Below are 20931 nucleotides of genomic sequence, written 5' to 3' on the forward strand. Positions count from 1 at the left end.
CCCGACCGTGACGGCGAGCGATTCGCCCGAACGGTCGGGCTGTGTTACCTGAACGTGACTTGCCATCGACGGGGCCCGTTGGGCTTAATTCGTTAAGCCAGATAACAAATTGCGGCGGCGGCCTCGGCGGGCCGGCGTCGCGCCCCACCCCCACCGCACCGGTCTTCGGCGAGCCGATGCGAGATCCCCCGCTGTTCCCATCCAGCGAAGGAGCTCCTTCGTGCCAGTCAATCGCCGAAGCCGCCGCGCGCGCGGCGCCGCTAGACGTATGCTTTTCACGGCTGCCGCCGCCCTGCTCACCGCCGCGTCCGCGCTGGTGGCGGGGCCCGCGCCGGCCCAGGCCGCGCCGGTGGAGCAGGCCGCGGCCGACCCGTTCTCCATCCTGGTCTTCTCCAAGACGGCCGGCTTCCGCCACGACTCGATCCCCGCGGGCATCGCGGCGATCCAGCAGCTTGGCGCCGACAACGGCTTCACCGTCGACGCGACCGAGGACGCGGGCGCGTTCACCGACGCCAACCTCGACAGGTACGCGGCGGTGGTCTGGCTCTCGACCACCGGCGACGTCCTCGACGCCGACCAGCAGGCCGCGTTCGAGCGGTACATCCGCGGTGGTGGCGGCTACGCCGGCATCCACGCCGCCTCGGACACCGAGTACAGCTGGGCCTGGTACGGGGACCTGGTCGGCGCCTACTTCGCCTCCCACCCGGCCAACCAGACGGCCACCATCAAGGTCGAGGACCCGGCGCACCCCTCCACCGCGCACCTGCCGGCGAAGTGGACCCGCTTCGACGAGTGGTACAACTTCCAGACCAACCCGCGCGCCGACGTGCACGTGCTGGCCAGCCTGGACGAGCGCACGTACACGCCGGGCGCGGGCGCGATGGGCGCCGACCACCCGACCGCGTGGTGCCACGACTTCGACGGCGGCCGCGCCTGGTACACCGGCAGCGGCCACACCATCGAGTCGTACTCGGAGCCGGACTTCCTGGCCCACCTGCTCGGCGGCATCCAGACCGCGGCCGGGGCGGTCGACGCCGGCTGCGCCGCGTCGCAGACCAGCAGCTTCGAGAAGGTGACGCTGGACAGCAACACGCAGAATCCGATGGAGCTGGACATCGCGCCGGACGGCCGGGTCTTCTACATCGAGCGCGACGGCCGGGTGCAGATCGTCAAGCCGGACACCGGCACCACGGTCACCGCGATCGACCTCGACGTCTTCACCGGCAACGAGGACGGCCTCATCGGCATCCGGCTCGACCCGGACTTCGCCAGCAACGGCTGGGTGTACCTCTACTACGCGCCGAACGACGGCATCGCCCGCAACCGGGTGGGCCGCTTCACCGTCGCGGGCGACTCGATCGCGCTGAGCAGCGAGAAGGTCGTGCTGGAGGTGACCACCCAGCGCAACACCTGCTGCCACGCGGGCGGCAGCATGGTCTTCGACGGCGCCGGCAACCTCTACCTGGCCACGGGTGACAACACCAACCCGTTCGAGTCGAACTCCTTCAACCCGATCGACGAGCGGCCGGGCCGCCAGGACTACGACGCGCAGCGCACCTCCGGCAACACCAACGACCTGCGCGGCAAGGTGATCCGGATCCACCCGGAGGACGACGGGACGTACACGATCCCGGAGGGGAACCTCTTCCCGCCGGGCACCGCGCAGACCCGGCCGGAGATCTACGCGATGGGCTTCCGGAACCCGTTCCGGATCGGCATCGACAAGCAGACCGACACGCTGTACGTGGGGGACTACGGCCCGGACGCCGGCGCCGCCAACCCGGACCGCGGCCCCGAGGGCACCGTCGAGTGGAACGTGGTCACGCCCGGCAACTACGGCTGGCCGTACTGCCACGGCGCGAACTACGCGTACAACGACTACACGTTCCCGTCCGGCCCGAGCGGACCGAAGTTCGACTGCGCGGCCCCGGTCAACAACTCGCCCAACAACACCGGCCTGACCAGCCTGCCGCCGGCGATTTCGGCCACCGTCGACTACGACTACAGCGGCAACCCGCTCTACCCCGAGATCGGGGGCGGCGGCGCGCCGATGGGCGGCCCGGTGTACCGGTACGACGCGGCGCTCGCCTCGGACCGCAAGTGGCCGGCGTACTACGACGGCAAGGCGATGTTTGGCGAGTGGAACCAGAACAAGATGTACGCGTTCCAGCTCGACGAGGACGCCAAGTCCCTTGTGGACATCAACCAGCTGCTGGCCGGGATGACGTTCCTGCGGCCGATGGACTTCGAGTTCGGCCCGGACGGCGCGCTCTACATCATCGAGTGGGGCACCGGCTTCGGCGGCAACAACGACGACTCGGGCGTGTACCGGATCGACTTCATCGCCGGCGACCGGGCCCCGATCGCGGTCGCCTCGGCCGAGCCCACGTCGGGCCAGCCGCCGCTGACCGTCCAGTTCTCCAGCGAGGGGTCGCGTGACCCGGACGGCGGCACCCTCACGTACGCGTGGACGTTCGGCGACGGCGGCACCTCGGACCAGCCCAACCCGTCGCATCAGTACACGGCGGCCGGCAACTACACCGCCCAGCTCACCGTCACCAACCCCAAGGGCCGTACGGCCGTCGCGAACGTGCCGGTGACCGTCGGCAACACCGCGCCGACCGTGACCATCGAGTTCCCGCCGCAGGGCGGCTTCTTCGACTGGGGCGACCAGGTCAACTACCGGGTCGAGGTGACCGACCCGGAGGACGGCGAGATCGACTGCTCGAAGGTGACGCTGCAGACGTACCTCGGGCACGACGAGCACGCCCACCCGCTGCAGTCGTACACCGGCTGCGAGGGCACGGTGCAGACGTCGCTCGGCTCCGGCCACGGCGCCGACGCCAACGTGTTCACGGTCTTCGAGGCCACGTACACGGACGAGGGTGGCAGCGGCGGGGCCAACCCGCTGACCGGCCGGGCCATCGAGCAGCTCCAGCCCAAGCGCAAGCAGGCCGAGTACTTCTCGGCGACCGGCAAGGCGCCGGACGGCCTGGGCACCGGTGACCCCGGCGTGGTGCGGGAGACGACCGGCGACACCGCGGGCGGCTTCCAGAACATCGGGTTCGTCGAGGACGGCGACTGGTGGTCGTTCGACCCCACCAACCTCTCCGGCATCGACACCCTGCGCTTCCGGGTCGCCTCCGGCGGCAACGGCGGCACGATCCAGGTGCGCACCGGTGCGTTCGACGGCCCGCTGCTGCTCACCGCGACGGTGCCGGCGACCGGCGACTGGCAGGTGTACACCGACGTCTCGGTCGACCTTCCGGCGCCGCAGGCGAGCACCGGGCCGCTCTACTTCGTGGCCCGCAACAACCCCGGCGACACGGGCGGGGGCGGCCTGCTCAACGTGAACTGGGTCGACTTCCTCGGCCGCGGCGTGACCGACAACGCGCCACCGGTGGTGAGCGTCTCGGCGACCCCGACCACGGGCACCGCGCCGGTGAACGTGGAGTTCACCGGTACCGCCACGGACGCGGAGGGCGACACGCCGCTCACGTACGCCTGGGACTTCGGTGACGGCGGGACGGCGGACACGCTGAACGCCACGCACACCTACACCGCGCCGGGTACGTTCACCGCCACGCTGACGGTGACCGACGCCCGGGGTGCCAAGGCGTACGGGACCGTGCCCATCAAGGTGGACGCGCCGAACACGTCCTGCTTCGGGGCGCGCTCGGACGACTTCCTCGGCTCCACTCTGGACAAGACCCGCTGGTCCACAGTGGTCCGCGAGAACCAGCTCTACTCCGTACAGGGTGGGTCGCTGGTCCTGCCCACCGGAGTGGGTGACCTCTACGGCAGCCGCAACGACGCCACCAACCTCGTGCTCCAGCCCGCGCCCAGCGGTGCCTGGCAGGCCACGACGAAGCTGACGCTCGCGACGGCGGAGAACTACCAGCAGGCCGGGCTCCTGGTGTACGGCGACGACGAGAACTACGCCAAGCTCGACGTGCTCTTCTCCGGCAGCCGCCGGCTCGAGTTCATCCGGGAGACGGCCGGTACCCCGCGCAACGAGGGTGCCGACAGCGCCGCCGCACCGACCGGGTCGGACCCGATCTACCTGCGGCTGACCAGTGACGGGACCAACCTGACCGCGTCGTTCTCGGCCGACGGCCAGACCTTCACCCCGGTGGGCCGGGCGGCCGCGCTGGCCGGCATCACCAACCCGAAGGTGGGCCTGTTCGCCCTCCAGGGCGGCACGACCGCGCCGGTGGTCGACGCGACGTTCGACTGGTTCCAGATCACGCCGGACGAGCCGGCCGGTCCGGTGAACCCGTCCGACGAGTTCGACGGCACCAGCCTGGACAAGTGCCGCTGGGACGCGATCGTCCGCGAGGACCCGGCCGCGTACCGGGTGCAGGGCGGTTCGCTCCATGTCGACGTGCCGAACGGCGACATCTACACGGGCAACAACACCGGTCCGACGAACTTCATCCTCCAGCAGGCGCCAGCGGGTGACTGGGTCCTGGAGACGAAGGTCGACGGAAGCCTGTTGAACGAGCAGTACCAGCAGGCCGGTCTGCTCGTGTACGCCGACGACGACAACTACCTGAAGCTCGACTACATCGTGGACAACACGGCCGGGCAGCCGGTGACGCGGCGGATCGAGTTCCGCAGCGAGATCGGCAGCGCGGTGCAGAATCCACAGCCCCAGGTCACCAACCTCACCGGCGCGGTGTGGTACCTGCGGCTGGCCAGGGTGGGCGACGTCTACACCGCGTCGTACTCGGCGGACGGGCAGACCTGGACCGCGTTCGAGCCGCTGACCAGTACGGCGGTGGGCGCGACCCCGAAGGTGGGCCTGTTCTCGCTCGGCGCGGCGCAGACCGCCAGCAAGACGGTCTCGTTCGACTACTTCCGGCTGAGCACGGAGGCTGAGGACGGCACCGCGCCGGTGACGGTCTCCACGGTGGACGGTACGGCGGTCGAGGGCTGGTACACCGGGCCCGCGACGGTCACGCTGGCCGCCACGGACAACGAGGGCGGCAGCGGGGTGGCCCGCACCGAGTACCAGCTCGACGCCGCCACGACCTGGACCGCGTACACCGAGCCGATCCTGGTGGCCGGCGACGGGACGCACGAGGTGCGCTTCCGCTCGGTCGACGAGGCCGGCAACGTGGAGGCGACGAAGTCCACCGCGGTGAGGATCGACGCGACCGCGCCGGTGACCACGGCGACGTTCGCCCCGCCGTCGGACGGCGGCTGGAACGCGGGGGTGGTCCCCGTGACGCTCGCCTCGACCGACGCCGGCTCGGGCGTCTCCACTGTGGAGTGGTCGCTCGACGGTGGCCCGTGGACGCCGTACACGCAGCCGGTCGACGTGACCGGCGACGGCGAGCACGAGCTGCTCTACCGCGCCACGGACAAGGCCGGCAACGCCGAGACGCTCAAGTCGGCGGTGCTGCGGATCGACGGCGACTCCCCGACGGTCCTCGTCTCCGGCCTCGCCGACGGCCAGCTCTACGGCGACAGCCAGGACGTGCGGGTCACGTTCGGAGCGGTCGACCCGACCTCCGGCATCCAGTCGGTGGTCGGCAAGCTGGACGGCACGCCGTACCAGTCCGGGACGCTGCAGGTCATGTACGACCTGACGCTCGGCCTGCACGAGCTGGTCGTGACGGCCACCGACAAGGCGGGCAACGAGACGACGGCGAACGTGCGGTTCTTCGTCACCACCTCGTTCCGCGACATGCAAAACCTGATCGACCGGTTCAAGGCGACCGGCCAGCTCTCCAACAAGGCGCACCGCCAGCTGTCGAACAAGCTGGAGGCGGCGCGGGTGTCGGAGGCGACCGGCAACGACAAGCGGGCCGTGCAGCAGCTGCGGGCGTTCGTCGGGCTCGCCTCGGACACCGCGCTGGTCACCGACCCGGACGTGCGCGCCGTGCTCGTCCGCGACGCCGAAGCCATGATCGTCCGGTTGGGCGGCGAGGCGACGGCGGCCGGCAAGAAGGCCAACGGAAACAAGTCGCTGTCCGGCACCGGCCGCGTCGAGGGCGACCCGACCCGGCTGCCGGAGGGCGGCACGCTCTAGCCGCACGCCGTGGGGCCGGCCGGCGCACCGGCCGGCCCCACTCTCCAGGGGAGGCTTCGGATGAGCAACAGGACCCGGGTACGGCCGCCGGCGCGCGCTGTCGCGCCGGCCGCGTCACCCGCCCGCCGGATCGCTCCCGTGCTGATCGCGTTCGCCCTCGGTGCCCTGCTCGCCGGGCCGATCGGCGCCTTGGCGGCCGGCGACTCGTCCGCGGGCTCCACGGCGGACCGGGTCGCGGCGCTGCAGGCCGAGGAGGCGAAGCGGGACGCGGCGCAGATCGTCGAGCTGACCGCCAAGGCGCGCGAGGTCCAGGGGCGGCTGGTACCCGTCCTCGACGGCCTGGCCGCGGCGGTGCCGCCGGGGAAGGCGCCCGGCCCCGCGGTGGACCGGTCCGATGTGGACGGTTGGCGGGAGGTGACGGGCAAGGCGGTCGCGGACTTCGCCAACCCGCCCTCCGGCGGTACCGGCGTCAACATCGCCCGCTCCGGCCTCGCGGCCGCGGTCCGCTCCCTGGACGCCGCGGTCGACACGTACGCGGCGGCGCTGGCCCAGCCGCCAACCGGGCGGGACGCGCTCGTGGAGCTCGCCGGCCGCCAGCGGGACATCGCGGTCGCCACCTGGTCCACCGCCGCCACCCAGCTCGACGTGCTCAACATCGACTCCGGCAACGGCCACGCCCACGTCTTTCTGCCGGCCGCGCCGGGGCAGGGGGCGCTGACCGCCGACGGCGCACCGGAAGGGAAGTGACATGCCCAGTCGGCTTCTGCGCGGGCTCCTCGCCGCGCTCGCGGTGGTACCCCTGCTCGCGCTCTGGCCCGCCGCCCCGGCGGCCGCACACGGCGGGCCGCTCGAACTCGACCTGGCCGGCGACGGCGCGACCGGCGTCACCGTCCGCGCGGCGTACAAACAGGACGGTCACCCGGTCGAAGACCAGGTGCTGCGCCTGGTGCTCAACGCGACCGGCGAGGGCGGCCGGCGGGTCGGCCCGGTACAGCTCGACCCGGCCAACGAGGGCCAGGGCTTCTACACCAGCGGTGCGGTGCTCACCCCGGGCCGGTGGACGGTCGTGGTCACCTCGCCCGAGCCCAACCCCGGCAAGGCGGAGGCGACCGTCGAGGCGCGGGTGGCCCAGACCGCCCCACCCCCGCAAGCCGCGCCCACCGACCCGGGCGGCGGCGGCACCTGGCGCTGGTGGGTCGCCGGCGCGGCGCTGCTCCTCGGCGCGGTCGTCGCCCTGGCCCTGGTCTCTCGCCACCGCGCCAAGGCCGCCGCACGCTGAGCCGTGGGCGGTGCGCTGAGCCGGGCCGGTGTGCTGTCCGCGGACCTATGGAGCTGCCCCGCTTGCGCGCCCACCCCGCGCCGTGCCCGGAGCGCATCCGCGGTGCGGGCGGTGGGACGGAGGTGCGGCGCATGGGATCGATGGCTGGAAAGGAGGGAGTAGCATCCCGCTCAGCGGGCCGGCCGGGACGTGAGGCACCTGGTCGACGACCCGCCGGGAGAGGGGGCGCAGGTGGCGTCTCGCGGCGGCCGGCCACGGATCGGTCAGGTCGCGGCGCTGGCCGGGGTCAGCGCGACGACCGTCTCGCACGCGCTCAACGGGCGGCGTCCCGTCTCCGAGGCCACGCGCCGGCGGGTGCTCGACGCCATCGAGGAGCTTGGCTACCGGCCCAACGTGGTCGCCCGCGGGTTGCGCGCCGGGCGGAGCCTGACCATCGGGCTGGTCATCCCGGACATCACCAACCCGTTCTACCCGGTGCTCGCGCGCGGGTTGCAGGACGTGCTCGGGCCGGCCGGGTACGACGAGATCGTGACCAACACCAACGGCGAGCGCGACCTGGAACGGCTCGCCCTCGACAAGATGATCTCGCGGCAGGTCGACGGCATCGCGTTCGCGGTGTTCCACACGCACGCGGACGACCTCCGTCCGGTTGTCGACGCGGGCATCCCGGTCGTACGGCTCGGCGGCCGCCAGGCCCTGCCCGGCGTCGACCTGGTGCACAGCGACGACGAGGGGAATGCCGCCAAGGCGGCCCGCTACCTGCTGCGCGGCGGGTACCGGCGGATCGCGTTCGTGTGCGGCCCGGGCGCGGACGGGCCGGCGGCCGAACGGGTCGCGGGCTACCGGGCGGCGCTGGCCGAGGCCGGGGTGGCGGTCGACCCGGCGCTCATCTCGCAGACCGAGTTCAGCCGGGCCGGCGGCGCCGCGGGCGTGGGTCGCCTGCTGGAGCTGCCCGATCCGCCGGACGCGGTCATGTGCGCCAACGACATGATGGCGATCGGCGCGGTCGACGCTGCCCGGGAGCGGGGGCTGCGGGTGCCGGACGACCTGGCGGTGGTCGGCTTCGACGACATCGAGGCGGCCAGCCTGGTCACGCCGCAGCTCACCACGATGGCCAACCCGGCCCGGGAGATCGGCCGGGCCGGCGCGCGCCTGCTGCTGGAACGGATCGCCGGCACCGTCACCGGCCCGCCGACCGAAGTGATCATCCCGGCCCGGCTGGTGCGGCGCCAGTCCGCGTAGGCCGCTCGGCCGGGCAGCGCGCGAAGCGCCCTGATCAGGGGCCCGGAGCTGTCATAGTGTGGTGATGTCCCGTTCCCGGCAAGCGGCGGTGCTGTACGCGGCGGTCGGCGCGGTCCACGTGGCCGGCGCGGCGGTGCACCACGACCTGGTCGACAACCTCACCAAGCCCCTGCTGATGCCGCTGCTCGCCGTGTACGCCGTGGCCGCGCACGCCGAGCGCGGCGGCCGGATCCCGCGCCGGCTGCTGCTGTCGCTCGCGCTCGCCTGGGCCGGCGACGTCACCCTCCAGCTGGGCGGCACCGTGGCGCTGGTCGTCGGGATGGTCTTCTTCGCGCTGGCCTACGGCGTCTACGCCGTCGAGCTCACCCGCACCGGCGCCTTCCGCCGCCGTCGCCGGTGGCTCTACCTCGCCGGGTACGGCGCCGCGGCCACCGCCGCGCTGGCCTGGCTCTGGCCTGGCCTGAGCGAGCGGGGCGTGGCCTGGCCGATGGCCGGGTACGCCGCGCTGATGGCCGTGATGGCGAGCGCCGCGACGTCCTGGGGCTGGCGGGTCGGCCTCGGCGGCGGCCTGCTGCTCGCCTCGGACACGCTGATCGGCGTCGGCCTGGCCGAGGCCGCCGACGTGCCCGGGCGCGCCGCGCTGGTGATGGCCACGTACCTGCTCGGCCAGGCCCTCGTCGTCGCCGGCTGGGCCGCCCGCACGCCCCGCCCCGAGGCGGTCGCCCCGGCGCCCCGACCCGCGGATCTGGTGCCCGCGTAACGTAGCGGCGTGTTCGACGACCTGGTGGCCCGGGCGGTGGCCCTCGCCGGCGCCGGCCGTCCCGCAGGCGGCGAGCGGGCGATCCTCGGCATCGCCGGCTGCCCGGCGGCGGGCAAGTCGACGCTCGCCGAGCTGCTGGTGGGCGCCCTGGCCGCGGCGGGCGTGCCGGCCGCGCTGGTACCGATGGACGGCTTCCACCTGGCCGACGTGGCCCTGGAGCGGCTGGGCCGCCGCGGGCGCAAGGGCGCGGTCGACACCTTCGACGCCGACGGGTACCTCGCGCTGCTGCGCCGCCTCCGCACCGACCGCCGCCGCACCGTGTGGGCGCCCGGCTTCGCGCGTGACCTGGAGCAGCCGATCGCCGGCAGCATCGGCGTCGACCCGGAGGCCCGGATCGTGGTGACGGAGGGCAACTACCTGCTCGCCGGCGCCGCGCCCTGGCCGGAGGTGCGCGCCGAGCTGACCGAGACCTGGTACGTGGAGCTGGACGAGCCGGTCCGCCGGGAACGCCTGCTCGCCCGCCACGTCGCGTTCGGCAAGAGCCCGGACGAGGCGGCCCGCTGGGTCTCCATAGTGGACGATCCCAACGCCCGCCTGATCGCCGCCACCCGCGACCGCGCCGACCTGGTCGTCGACATGTACCTGCTGGAGGCCCGCGGTGATGGCCCGTGATCGAAGCTCCCCTCAAGTCGCTAGAACGACTTCAGGGGAGCTTCGATCACGGACGCGCGGCGGGTCGCCGGCCAGCGCGGCGGCGAGGTCGGGCGGCCGCGTCCGGCCGGTTCTCGTCTGTCCTCGGCCGCGGGAAAGTTAGGCTGGCGATCGTGACAGTCGACCCCGACCGGCACGTCTACGGCGCCGCCGACGCGCCCACGACCCTCGTCGAGTACGGCGACTTCGAGTGCCCGTACTGCGGTGCGGCCAAGCCGGTGCTGCGCAAGCTGATCGACGGCTCGGGCGGCGCGGTGCGGCTGGTGTACCGGCACTTCCCGGTCTTCGCCAAGCACCCGTTCGCGCTGACCGCGGCGCTGGCCGCCGAGGCCGCGGGCGACCGGTTCTGGGCCATGCACGACCTGCTCTTCGCCAACCAGGACCGGCTCACCGACGCCGACCTCGCCGGGTACGCGAAGACGGCCGGCGTCGAGGTCGAGGTGACCGGCGACGCGGCGCAGGCCTACCGGGAGGCGGTCGAGGCCGACTACAACCAGGGCGTGGTGGAGGGTGTGCGCGGCACGCCCACGCTCTTCGTCGACGGCCGGCTGTACCAGGGCCGGGTCGAGCTCAACGCGCTCCGCGCCGCGCTCGGCCTGCGCCGCTGAAGTCCGCCACTCGTCGAGTCCCGCCCGTGATCGAAGCTCCTCCGAAATCGTTCTAACGACTTCGGAGGAGCTTCGATCACCCTAAGCCCGAGAGAACCCCCACTCTTTTAAGCGACAACTAATGGTGTTCATCGCGCCGGTACTCATAGGCTCGCGTCGAACGCATCGTTGGGGGGAGACAATCGTGCGAAGGTCCACAATGGGGCGTGCCCTGGGCTGCGCGGCCCTGCTCGCCACCGCTCTGATCGCCGGCTCCGGCGGCAGCGCCGCGGCCGTTCCGCCGCTCGAGCCGGCACCGCCCGCGCTGGCGCCGCCGGCCGGCCACACGCTCAGCGCCGTCTTCGCCGCGCGGGGCGTACAGGTCTACCAGTGCACATCGGGCGCGTGGGTGTTCGTCGAGCCCGCCGCCACGCTGGAGGGGGCCTCCTGGCGCACGAGGGGGCGGCAGGAGGCCATCCACTTCCGGGGCCCGAGCTGGGAGTCCACCGTAGACGGCTCGCTGGTCGAGGCCCGCGCGATCGCCAACTCGCCGGTGCCGGGCTCGATCCCCGAGCTGCTGCTGGAGTCGACCCGCAACCGCGGCGACGGCGTCTTCGGCCGCACGTCGTACATCCAGCGGCTGGAGACCCAGGGCGGAGCCGCACCGGCCGGCGCCTGCGTCGAGGGCGCGACGGCCGGCGTGCCCTACCGGGCGGAGTACCGCTTCTACTCACCCTCCTCCGGGTCGTAGCCGCGCCCGGCGACGGCGAGCCAGGTCTGGAGGGGAAACGCGATCCCCTCGTCGTCGGTGTACGGCGCGAGGGTGCGTTCCAGCTCCGCGGCCATCTCCTCGTGCCGGGCCTCGTCGAGCCCGCTCACCGGCTCGGCCAGCGGGGTGCTCACCACCTCTCGGCGCAGGAACTCCCGCGCCGAGGGAAAGCGCACGTCGACCAGGCCGATCCGCACCCGTACCGCCCGGAAGCCGGCCGCGGTGAGCAGCCGGTGCAGGTCGGCGCGGTCCGGGCCGGCGAAGGGCTCGCGCAGGACCATGCCCGCGGCGGTGCCGACGTACCGGTCGAGCACGTCCACCACCGCGACGAACGCCGGGTTGACCTCGATGCCCCGCCAGACCGCGAGCGCCACCCGCCCCTCCGGCGCGAGCACCCGGCGGATCTCCCGCAGCGCGGTCGGGTGGTCGGTAACGAACTGCAGCCCCTGCTGGCAGGTGACCAGGTCGAAGGTCCCGTCCGGAAACGGGAGCGAGGCGGCGTCGGCCAGCCGCCACTCGATCTCGCCCGGCCCGGTGGAGATCGCCGCGGCGAGCATGCCCTCGTTGACGTCGGTGCCGGTGACCGCGCCCTCCGGGCCGACCCGGGCGGCCGCCTGCCGGGCGACGATCCCGGTGCCGGTGGCCACATCCAGCACCCGCTCGCCCGGCTTGACCTCGGCCAGCTCCAGCAGCCGCTCAGCGCACCCGGTGAAGAACGCGGGTACCAGGTACTTCTCGTACGCGCTCGCCGGACCGTCGCCGGCGACCTGCCATCGGGGACCCCCCATGGGGCGCACCCTACCCGGGAAAGGTGACCGCCAATCAGTGGGCGGCGACCGGCACGGCCACCGCGTCGACCTCGACAGGGTCGAGGCGGCCGGGGCGGACCACCGCGAACAGCACGGCCGTCGCCGCGGTCAGCCCGGCGAGCATCACCACGGCCATCGCCACGCCGCCGTTGCCGAGCACGCCGACCAGCGGGGCGGCCACCGCGCCGACGCCGAACTGGATCGCGCCGAGCAGCGCGGCCGCGGTGCCGGCCGCCTCGCCGTGCCGGGTCATCGCCAGCGCGGGCGCGTTGGGCAGCGCGAGGCCCGCCGCGGAGAGCACCAGCCAGAGCGCCGCGAGCAGCGTGCCGAGCCCGCCGAAGCCGGTGGCGGCGAACGCGAGCAGCAGTACGCCGCCCGCGGTGCCGGTGGCCAGCGCCGCGACCAGGATCCGCTGCGGCGTGTACCGGCGCAGCAGCCGCACGTTGACCTGGCTGGCCCCGATCAGTCCGACCGCGCCGGCGCCGAACGCGACCGCGAACTCCTGCTCGCTCAGCCCGAACTGGTCCTGCATGACGAAGGACGAGCCGGCCACGTACGCGAAGAGGGCCGCCATGCTCAGCCCGGCGACGAAGACGAGCCCGACGAACGTGCGGTCCCGGGCGAGCTGGCCGAGCCCGCGGAGCGTGGCGCGGACGCCGGCCGGGCGGCGCCGCTGCGGCGGGAGGGTCTCCGGCAGCCGCAGCGCGGCCACGCCGACCAGGATGACGCCGAAGGCGGCGAGGACGACGAAGACGCCCCGCCACTCGGTCCAGCGCAGCACCGCACCGCCGAGCGTGGGCGCGAGGATCGGCGCCGCCCCCATGACCAGCATCAGGCGGGAGAAGAGGCTGGCGAACGCCGTACCGGTGAACAGGTCACGCACGACGGCGAGCGCCACCACCGAGGAGGCCGCGACGCCGAGGCCCTGGAGCACCCGCAGGGTGCCGAGCACCGCGATGTTGGGCGCGACGACGCAGAGCACGGAGGCGACGATGTGCAGCGCGAGGCCGGCCAGGAGCGGGGCGCGCCGGCCGTACGCGTCGGAGAGCGGGCCGATCACGAGCTGGCCGAGCGCCAGGCCGACGAGCGTGCCGGTGAGCGTGAGCTGCACCGCGGTGTCGGTGGTCTCCAGGCCGCTGGTGATGGCGGGCAGGGCCGGGAGGTACATGTCGATGGTCAGGGGGCCGATCGCGATCAGCGAGCCGAGCACGAGGACCAGCCGAAGCCGGTCCCGGCGGCTCATCAGTTCACCGTTGAGCACACAGCCACCAACGGCACCAACGCGGAAGCATTCCCGCTCAGTCCGGAGGTGCGCCAGCTCACATCCGCGCGCGGCCCTAGGCTGTGGACCATGACGCAGGACGACTCGCGCGACGACATCCGCCAGGGCGACGAGATCGAGGACGACGGCGTGCTCGACACGTACGACACGCTCGACGACGACCGCGTCGAGGACCCGCTGGACACCGGTATCGCCCCGGCCGACCGGTGGAGCGGCGCCGACCGGTACGGCACGACCGAGGCGGAGGAGCGGGCCGGCGAGTCGCTCGACCAGTACCTCGCGCAGGAGGAGCCGGACCTCGACCCGTATGCCGAGGACGGCGACCGCGACGAGGACGAGCTGACCCGCCGCGGGTACGAGCGGGAGGCGCGCGCCGGCCGGCTGGTCGCCGACGACGAGGGCTTCGGCGAGGACGAGGAGCCCGACTCGGTCGGCTGGGACCGGGGCATCGACGGCGGCGGCGCGAGCGCCGAGGAGGCCGCGGTGCACGTGGTCGACGACCCCGACGGCCCCGGCGACGGGCCGCTGCGCTGACCACGGCACCGCTGCCGCCACGGCCCGGCCCCCGGCCGCGGGTCAGCATCCCGGTACCGCATGTCTCCCAGCCGCTGCAGCGCTTCCTGGCCACCGAGGCGGGCAGCGCGATGCTGCTGCTCGTCGCCGCGGTGGCGGCGCTGGTCTGGGCCAACCTGCCCGGCGACAGCTACGAGTCGTTCTGGCACACCGAGGCCCTGGTCCGGGTCGGCGACGCCTCGCTCGCCCTGGACCTGCGGCACTGGGTGAACGACGGCGCGATGTCGCTGTTCTTCCTCGCGGTCGGCCTGGAGATCAGCCGCGAGGTCACGGTCGGCGAGCTGCGCAACCCGCGCGCGGTGTTCGTGCCCGTGCTCGGCGCGATCGGCGGCATCGTGCTGCCGGCGCTCGTCTTCTTCGCGTTCAACCCGTCCGGCCCGGCGGCGCACGGCTGGGGCATCCCGGTCTCCACGGACACCGCGTTCGTGGTCGGCATCCTGGCCCTCTTCGGCCCGCGCTGCCCGGACCAGCTCCGCCTCTTCCTGCTCACGCTCGCGATCGCCGACGACATCGGCGCCATCACGATCATGGCGTTCTTCTACTCCGAGGGCGTCTCGGCCACCGCGCTCGGCCTGGCCGCGCTCTTCGTGGTCGTGCTCGTCATGCTCCGCTGGGTGGGCGTCTGGCAGCTGCGGCTCTACGTCATGGCCGGCCTCGGCCTCTGGGGCACCGTGTACGCCTCGGGCGTGCACCCCACGCTCGCCGGCGTGATCCTCGGGCTGCTCGTGCCGGCGACCCCGGTCGACCCGCGTCAGCGGGAGTGGCTGCGCTTCTACGGCCGGGCGGTGATCGAGCGGGCCGACGCCGCCCGCGCGCGGCTCGCGGTGCTGGCCACCCGCGCGACGGTACCGGCGAACGACCGGCTCCAGGACGCGCTGCACCCGATCAGCGCGTTCCTGGTGGTGCCGATCTTCGGCCTGGCCAACGCCGGGGTGCGGCTCGACATGGAGACCATCCGCCGCGCGGCCACCTCGCCGCTCACGATCGGCGTCGTCGTGGCGCTGCTGGTCGGCAAGACGATCGGCATCAGCGTGGGCAGCGCGGTCGCGCTCCGCACCCGCCTCGGCGACCTGCCCGGCCGGGTGCGGTACGGCCACCTCATCGGCGGCGGGCTGCTGGCCGGTATCGGCTTCACGATCTCGCTGTTCATCGCCGACCTGGCGTTCCAGGACGAGCTGCTGCGCGACGAGGCGAAGATCGGGGTACTGGCCGGGTCGCTGCTGGCCGCCGTACTCGGCTCGCTCGCCCTGCGCTACCTCGGCGAGCGCCTCCCGCTCTGCACCGTCGACGACTCCGGTGGCGCACCGCCCCTGCCGACCGGCCCATGGCGCGACCCCACCCTGGCCCAACCCTGACCCCTCGCGTGTCGGCCGGCGCGCCGTTCCACGAAGTCCCTGATCAACCGCGCGGTGGGGCGGTGACGCCAAACAGCGACGCTGGCTTATGCCCCAGTTACCGTCTGGTTTGGCTGGCGTTCGCCAAACGGTTGTGGAGTTCTTGCCAAACGGTTTGTCGCCCGGGAGGACGGCATGGGGCAGGTGGGTGCCATCGACCCGCTCGCGCCGGCGGCGCCTGCCTTGGTGGGCGAGCTGGCCGGCCCGCTGCCCGTCGTCTCGCCGCTGATCAGCTGCGCCGACCTCGACCAGATCTTCCGCCTCCGTTCCGACCTGACCTCGGTGGCGGTGCAGGAGACCACCGGCCGGGTGGGTCTGGTGATGCGCGACCCGTTCACCCACCTGATGTCCGGGCCGTACGGCTACGGCCGCGCCCTCTGGGAAAAGCTGCCGGTCGCCGCCGCCACCGACTGGGATCCGCTGCTGCTCGCCGCCGGGATGGGCGTGGCGCACGCCTGCGAGCGGCTGCGCCGCCGGGCGCGGAGCGCGCGCTACCACGACGCGCTGGTGCGGATGCCCGACGGCGCCATCGGCCGGGTGTCGGCCGCCCGGCTCTTCGACGCGCTCGCCGAGATCATGGCGGACCAGGCGGTCCGCGACCCGCTCACCGGCGTGGCCAACCGGGCGCACTTCCTGGACCAGCTCGGCCGCGCCTGCGCCGACGGCAGCGGCCAGGCGGTGCTGGTGGCGTACGTCGACCTCGACAAGATGAAGCAGGTCAACGACGCGCTCGGCCACGACGCCGGCGACCGCCTGCTCCGGTCCGCCGCCCGGCGCCTCGCGAAGGCCGCCGGGCCGGCCAGCGTGGTGGCCCGGCTGGGCGGCGACGAGTTCGCGGTGCTGATCCGCCTCCCGCCGGCCGCGCGCACGATCGACATGGCGCTCGCGGTGGGTGAGGCGTTGCGGGCGGCGCTCGCCGAGACCGACCCCCGGCTGCCCGCGGAGGCGCACAGCCGGGCCAGCGTCGGCGTCGCGATCGGCGGCGAGCATCCGGACGGGCACACCGTGCTGACCGAGGCCGACATGGCCATGTACCGGGCCAAGCAGTCCGGTGGCGACGCGGTGCGCGTCGTGGTCGACGTCGAGGGGCGGCTGCGGGCCCGCCATCCGGCCGCGGGCCGCGGGTTGGCGCGCGCCATCGAAAAGCTCGAGCTCCGCCTGCACTACCAACCCATCATCCGGGTACGCGATCGCGCGATCGACGGTGTCGAGGCGCTGGTCCGCTGGCAGCACCCGGAGCAGGGGCGGCTCTCCCCGGAGCAGTTCCTGCCGGACGTGGCCCGGGCCGGCCTGCTGCCCGAGCTCGACCGGTGGGTGCTGGAGGCGGCCTGCGCCGACTTCGGCGGCTGGAGCGCCGAGCTGGGCGACCGTGCACCCCGGCACCTCAACGTCAACATCTCCGCCGAGACGCTCGTCGCCGACGGGCTGGAGGCGATGGTGATGGATGCGTTGCAGAACGCCGGGCTCGCCCCCGACCGCCTGCGCCTGGAGCTGCCCGAGTCGGCCGAGCTCTCGGTGCTGACCGGCGCGGTGCCCCAGCTCGCGGCGGTACGCGGGCACGGCGTCGCGATCATGCTCGACGACATGGGCGCCGGCCTCTCGACGCTGCGGCACCTGTCCGTCCTCCCGGTGACCGGCATCAAGATCGACCAGCTCTTCGTGAGCGGCATGCTGGACAACCGCAACGACCACGCGGTGGTGCGCCTCCTCTCCGACCTGGGCCACAACCTCGGCCTGGCCGTGACCGCCGAGGGCGTCGAGAGCGCCGAGCACCTCGCCGAGCTGCGCCGCCTGGGCGTACCGCACGCGCAGGGCTACTACACCGGCCGCCCGCAGCCGCCGGACCGCCTGCTCGACACCTTGCAGGCGACGCTCCTGCCCGAGCCCGCCCCCTGGCTGGCCGCCGCGGGCTGACCGCGGGCCGGCGGGCGCGGGCGCGGGGCGTGGACGTGCCGCCGGTCAGCAGGTGCGGTAGACGTAGTCGGCCATGTCGCGGTACGGCGCGACGTCCGGGATCGTGCGGCGCGAGGTGCTCGCCGTGAAGAGCGGGGTGTCGGTGGCGCCGGCCTCGTTGATGAACGTCACCGAGCCGGTCGACATCCGGTAGTGCACCGAGGCCGTGCGGTTGCGCCAGTTCCACGTGCCCAGGTCCTGGGCGCCGCAGTCGCTGAGCTTGCCGCGCGGGTACGTGTAGTTGGTGCCGTCGTAGAAGCAGAACCAGTTGGCGGGGCAGTCCGGCGTGGCGGCGGTGAGGTCGGTCCGCACGACGGTGACGACGAACCTGCCCCCGCTGTACGCGATGTCGGCCGCCCCGACCTGGACGCCGCCCGGGTTGGCCTTCAGGTAGGCGTCGACCTTGTCCTGGACGGTAGCCGCGCGCGCGGGCGCGGCGGTGGCGGTGATCGCCACGGTGGTGGTGGCTGCGGTCAGCAGTGCTGCTACTGGCCGTGCTCGCGCAAGTGCAGAGAGCAACATATCACTCACGGTAAGAGCGCAATTACCATCAATGCCAGACTGTTGTCGCCAAATGGGCAAACGCGCAGCCGGTTCGGGTCAGCCACACCGACGAATTTGCGCGATGGTGTGTCACAGCGAGCCGCCTGGCGACATCTACCAACTAGGTAATCAGCCCAATCGCGGCGGGGGGCTTCGAGCGAGCTGTCCATCAAGGAGTCCACTTTGGGCACCGAAGGGGTGCGGGACGAAGCATGGCACGACGACCTCTACCGGCGTTACCGGCAACGGGTGATGGGGGTGGCGGCGTCGTTGTTGGGATATCAGCACAGCCACGACGCGGAGGAGATCGCTCAGGAGACGTTCACGACGGCGTGGGTGCGGCGGGAGGCCGTGGGTGACGACCCCTGGCCCTGGCTGTACGTGACCACGCGCAACCACGTCTACAACCGCCAGCGGCTGCACGTGCGGCTGCTGCGTGCGCTGGCCCGGCTGGGGGAGCCCGGGCCGCCGCACGACGGTGGCCTGCGCGCCTGGGAGCGGCGGCACGACTTCGCGCCGGCGTGGCAGGCGATCAGCCAGGACGACCGCGAGCTGCTGCGGCAGCGCTACCTGCACGAGATGAGCGACGAGCAGATCGCGCAGGTGCTCGGCATCCTGCCGGCGACGGCCCGCAAGCGGGTGCAGCGGGCGCGCGACCGCCTGCGCAAGGTCATCGAGGAGATGGACAGCGATCCGACCCCGGGCGGGGCCACGCCGCCGGCCTGGGTCGGGCCGCTCGCGCACGCCGGCGCCCGAAAGGGGAAGTGATGGGACACCTCGAGGAGGACGAGGAGCACGCCGACGAGGTGGTACGCCAGGTGGTGCTGGGCGTCCATCCGGCCCGTGACCTTCCGGTGCCGCCGCCCCAGGCGACCTCCGCCGAGCTGCGCGCCCGGGCCGACGCGGGGCACACCGGCGGTTCCGTCCGGTGGGCGCTGCCCGTCGTGGTCGGCACCACCGTCGCGGCGGTCGCCCTGCTCGGCGCGGTCGGCGGTGGCCTGCTGACCTCCCGCGGGGCCACGGACGAGCCGCCGGCCGCCCTCTCCTCGCCGTCGACCGTGCCGGTGAGCGCTCGCGCCGGTACCCCCTCTCCGCTCGTCCGGTCGACCGCGGGTGACCCGCCCGCGGCGCGCTCCCACCTCGCCGCCCTCGCGAGGTCGGCGGCGCGCGCGCCGAAACCCGCCGCGGCCGGGGCCTACACGTACGTGCACGTGCAGACGTGGACCGCCGGGCGGAGCCGGGGGGCCCGCCCGACCTCCCGTGACGAGCGGCTGTGGTGGGCCGCCGACCGCTCCGGCCGGGCGGAGACCGTCGCGCTGTCGCAGCCGCCCCCCGTCCCGGTGCCGGGCGCGCCGGGAGCGTCCACTTCGGACGCCGCCATCACGACCTACGAGCCAGGGAAGGTGCCCGTCTTGGTTGACGCGCCGTCCGCACAGGCCCCACTGCTCGCGTTCCAGCTCGCCGACCGGCACCCGCTCAGCGAGGGACCGCGCGGGATGCTGCGCGCGGTGGCCGACCTCTACCGTTCCCACCACCTGGACCCGGCACAGCGCGCGGCCGCCCTCCAGGTGCTCGCGGACACCGAGGGCATCGACTACCGGGGGACCGTCGTCGACCGCAGCGGGCGCAGCGGCGTCGCGGTCAGCGTCGACAGCGACGGCGGCGCCACCCGCGACGTGGCCATCTTCGACCCCGGGGCCGGGCGCCTGCTCAGCTACGAGCGGGTCGAACTCGTCGGCGCCGCCACCTCGCCGTCCCGCTCGCCCGCCCTGGTGGCGTACGTGCTGTACCTCAACTCCGGCCGCACCGGGGCCGCCGGGGCGATCCCGTAGCCGGGGCCATACCACCGCCGAATTGTGTTCGGGCTCGGCAGCCGATCCGCGTTCGTTTACTGCTCACTGTCCAGCGACGCCATACCGCCCGTGTTGTACCTGGTGCCCGCCACCGCCTCGGCCGGTACGGCCGCCTCGATCCGGGCCAGCACCCGCGCGGTGAGCGTGACCCGGGGCGCGGCGAGCGACTCGGCGAGCCGTTCCCGGGTGCGGGCGCCCACCAGCGGCACGATGTCGTCGCCCCGGCCGAGCACCCAGGCGATCGCCACCTGCGCCACGGTGGCCTCCTGCTCCTCGGCGATCTCGCGGAGCGCTTCCACGAGCCGCAGGTTGGCGTCGAGGTTTTCGCCCTGGAAGCGCGGGGCGTGGCCGCGGAAGTCGCCCACGCTCAGCTCGCGGTCCGCCCGCCAGTGGCCGGAGAGCAGCCCGCGCGACAGCACGCCGTACGCGGTGACGCCGATCCCCAGCTCCCGGGTGACCGGCAGGATCCGCTCCTCCAGGCCGCGCGACATCAGCGAGTACTCGATCTGCAGGTCGGCGACCGGGTGTACGGCGGCCGCCTTGCGGATGGTCTCCGCGCCCACCTCGGAGAGGCCCACGTGGCGCACGTACCCCTCGTCGATCATCTCCTTGATCGCGCCGACCGTCTCCTCGATCGGGATGGCGGGGTTGAGCCGCGCCGGGCGGTAGACGTCCACGTAGTCGGTGCCGAGCCGGCGCAGCGTGTACGCCAGCCGGTCCTTGACGGCGGCGGCGCCGACGTCCACACCGACCGGCTGGAAGCCACCGCCCGGGGTGCGCATGCCGCCGAACTTCACGCTGATCACCACGTCCTCGCGCTTGTGGTCGCGCAGCGCCCGGCCGATCATCAGCTCGTTGTGGCCCGAGCCGTAGAAGTCGCCGGTGTCGATCAGGTTGACGCCGGCGTCCAGCGCGGCGTGGATGGTCGCGACGCCCTCGGCCTCGTCCGCGGGGCCGTAGAAGTCGGACATGCCCATCGCGCCCAGGCCGAGCGCCGAGACGGCGGGGCCGGTCCGGCCGAGCTTGCGTGTCTCCATGTCACCCTCCGGTTTCTCGTTCACCCGCCGATCCTGTGGCGGTTACCCCAGACGTGGCAGGGCGAGCCTTACCAGGGAGCGGCTCTCCCTGTCTCGCGTGGT

Annotated in this window: 17 protein-coding genes; 13 read left to right on the forward strand and 4 right to left on the reverse strand. The window is 73.4% G+C overall.

Annotated elements, in window-relative coordinates; translation table 11 throughout:
• Window positions 1–268: 268 nt before the first annotated feature.
• The 8 genes from RB614_RS08095 (at window position 269) to RB614_RS08130 (ending at window position 11367) form a co-directional block, all read left to right on the forward strand.
• The gene (locus RB614_RS08095) at window positions 269–6037 is read left to right on the forward strand and encodes a ThuA domain-containing protein (protein WP_308711756.1); all 5769 of its coding nucleotides are present in this window, start codon (window positions 269–271) and stop codon (window positions 6035–6037) included.
• Window positions 6038–6097: 60 nt separating this feature from the next.
• The gene (locus RB614_RS08100) at window positions 6098–6784 is read left to right on the forward strand and encodes a hypothetical protein (protein ID WP_308711757.1); all 687 of its coding nucleotides are present in this window, start codon (window positions 6098–6100) and stop codon (window positions 6782–6784) included.
• 1 nt (window position 6785) lies between these two features.
• Window positions 6786–7316, forward strand: a complete 531-nt coding sequence (locus RB614_RS08105) for a hypothetical protein (RefSeq protein WP_308711758.1) — start codon at window positions 6786–6788, stop codon at window positions 7314–7316.
• A 189-nt stretch (window positions 7317–7505) separates the two neighbouring features.
• Window positions 7506–8558: a LacI family DNA-binding transcriptional regulator gene (locus RB614_RS08110; RefSeq protein WP_308711759.1), complete on the forward strand. Its 1053-nt coding sequence runs from the start codon at window positions 7506–7508 to the stop codon at window positions 8556–8558.
• 64 nt (window positions 8559–8622) lie between these two features.
• Window positions 8623–9318, forward strand: coding sequence for a lysoplasmalogenase family protein (locus tag RB614_RS08115; RefSeq protein WP_308711760.1), 696 nt, complete (start codon window positions 8623–8625; stop codon window positions 9316–9318).
• A 9-nt stretch (window positions 9319–9327) separates the two neighbouring features.
• Window positions 9328–9990 (forward strand): nucleoside/nucleotide kinase family protein, encoded by a 663-nt coding sequence (locus tag RB614_RS08120; RefSeq protein WP_308711761.1) that lies wholly within the window; start codon window positions 9328–9330, stop codon window positions 9988–9990.
• A gap of 152 nt (window positions 9991–10142) precedes the next feature.
• Window positions 10143–10637: a DsbA family protein gene (locus tag RB614_RS08125; RefSeq protein ID WP_308711762.1), complete on the forward strand. Its 495-nt coding sequence runs from the start codon at window positions 10143–10145 to the stop codon at window positions 10635–10637.
• A 184-nt stretch (window positions 10638–10821) separates the two neighbouring features.
• Window positions 10822–11367: a DUF3455 domain-containing protein gene (locus RB614_RS08130; protein ID WP_308711763.1), complete on the forward strand. Its 546-nt coding sequence runs from the start codon at window positions 10822–10824 to the stop codon at window positions 11365–11367.
• Here the strand turns inward: RB614_RS08130 and RB614_RS08135 are convergent.
• Both RB614_RS08135 and RB614_RS08140 read right to left on the reverse strand, forming a co-directional pair.
• Window positions 11343–12173 carry a methyltransferase domain-containing protein gene (locus RB614_RS08135; RefSeq protein ID WP_308711764.1) on the reverse strand — a complete coding sequence of 277 codons (831 nt, stop codon included), beginning with the start codon at window positions 12171–12173 and terminating at the stop codon, window positions 11343–11345. The two genes, RB614_RS08130 and RB614_RS08135, sit on opposite strands and share 25 nt — an antisense overlap.
• Before the next feature lie 34 nt (window positions 12174–12207).
• Complete coding sequence (locus RB614_RS08140) at window positions 12208–13437, reverse strand: multidrug effflux MFS transporter (protein ID WP_308711765.1); 1230 nt, start codon at window positions 13435–13437, stop codon at window positions 12208–12210.
• Between the two features lie 108 nt (window positions 13438–13545).
• Here RB614_RS08140 and RB614_RS08145 point away from each other — a divergent pair, with 108 nt between their 5' ends.
• The 3 genes from RB614_RS08145 to RB614_RS08155 all read left to right on the forward strand — a co-directional run bounded on the left by RB614_RS08145 (window position 13546) and on the right by RB614_RS08155 (window position 17357).
• Window positions 13546–14010 carry a DUF5709 domain-containing protein gene (locus RB614_RS08145; protein ID WP_308711766.1) on the forward strand — a complete coding sequence of 155 codons (465 nt, stop codon included), beginning with the start codon at window positions 13546–13548 and terminating at the stop codon, window positions 14008–14010.
• Between the two features lie 86 nt (window positions 14011–14096).
• A complete protein-coding gene (nhaA, locus tag RB614_RS08150) occupies window positions 14097–15404 on the forward strand; it encodes a Na+/H+ antiporter NhaA (protein ID WP_308711878.1) in 1308 nt (435 codons plus the stop codon).
• A 174-nt stretch (window positions 15405–15578) separates the two neighbouring features.
• Window positions 15579–17357 (forward strand): putative bifunctional diguanylate cyclase/phosphodiesterase, encoded by a 1779-nt coding sequence (locus RB614_RS08155; protein WP_308711767.1) that lies wholly within the window; start codon window positions 15579–15581, stop codon window positions 17355–17357.
• Between the two features lie 45 nt (window positions 17358–17402).
• On the opposite strand, the gene RB614_RS08160 is transcribed toward RB614_RS08155, so the two are convergent.
• A complete protein-coding gene (locus RB614_RS08160; RefSeq protein WP_308711768.1) occupies window positions 17403–17852 on the reverse strand; it encodes a peptidase inhibitor family I36 protein in 450 nt (149 codons plus the stop codon).
• Between the two features lie 270 nt (window positions 17853–18122).
• Between RB614_RS08160 and RB614_RS08165 the strand changes: the two genes are divergently transcribed.
• Together RB614_RS08165 and RB614_RS08170 are read left to right on the forward strand one after the other, a co-directional pair.
• Window positions 18123–18707: an RNA polymerase sigma factor gene (locus RB614_RS08165; protein WP_308711769.1), complete on the forward strand. Its 585-nt coding sequence runs from the start codon at window positions 18123–18125 to the stop codon at window positions 18705–18707.
• On the forward strand, window positions 18707–19771 hold the full coding sequence (locus tag RB614_RS08170; RefSeq protein WP_308711770.1) for a hypothetical protein: 1065 nt from the start codon (window positions 18707–18709) through the stop codon (window positions 19769–19771). Before RB614_RS08165 ends, RB614_RS08170 begins: the two co-directional genes overlap by 1 nt.
• Window positions 19772–19827: 56 nt before the next feature.
• Here the strand turns inward: RB614_RS08170 and RB614_RS08175 are convergent, their stop codons facing one another.
• Window positions 19828–20853 carry an aldo/keto reductase gene (locus tag RB614_RS08175; protein ID WP_308711771.1) on the reverse strand — a complete coding sequence of 342 codons (1026 nt, stop codon included), beginning with the start codon at window positions 20851–20853 and terminating at the stop codon, window positions 19828–19830.
• Window positions 20854–20931: the final 78 nt, after the last annotated feature.

This window comes from Phytohabitans maris (assembly GCF_031085175.1).
GTDB lineage: Bacteria > Actinomycetota > Actinomycetes > Mycobacteriales > Micromonosporaceae > Phytohabitans > Phytohabitans maris.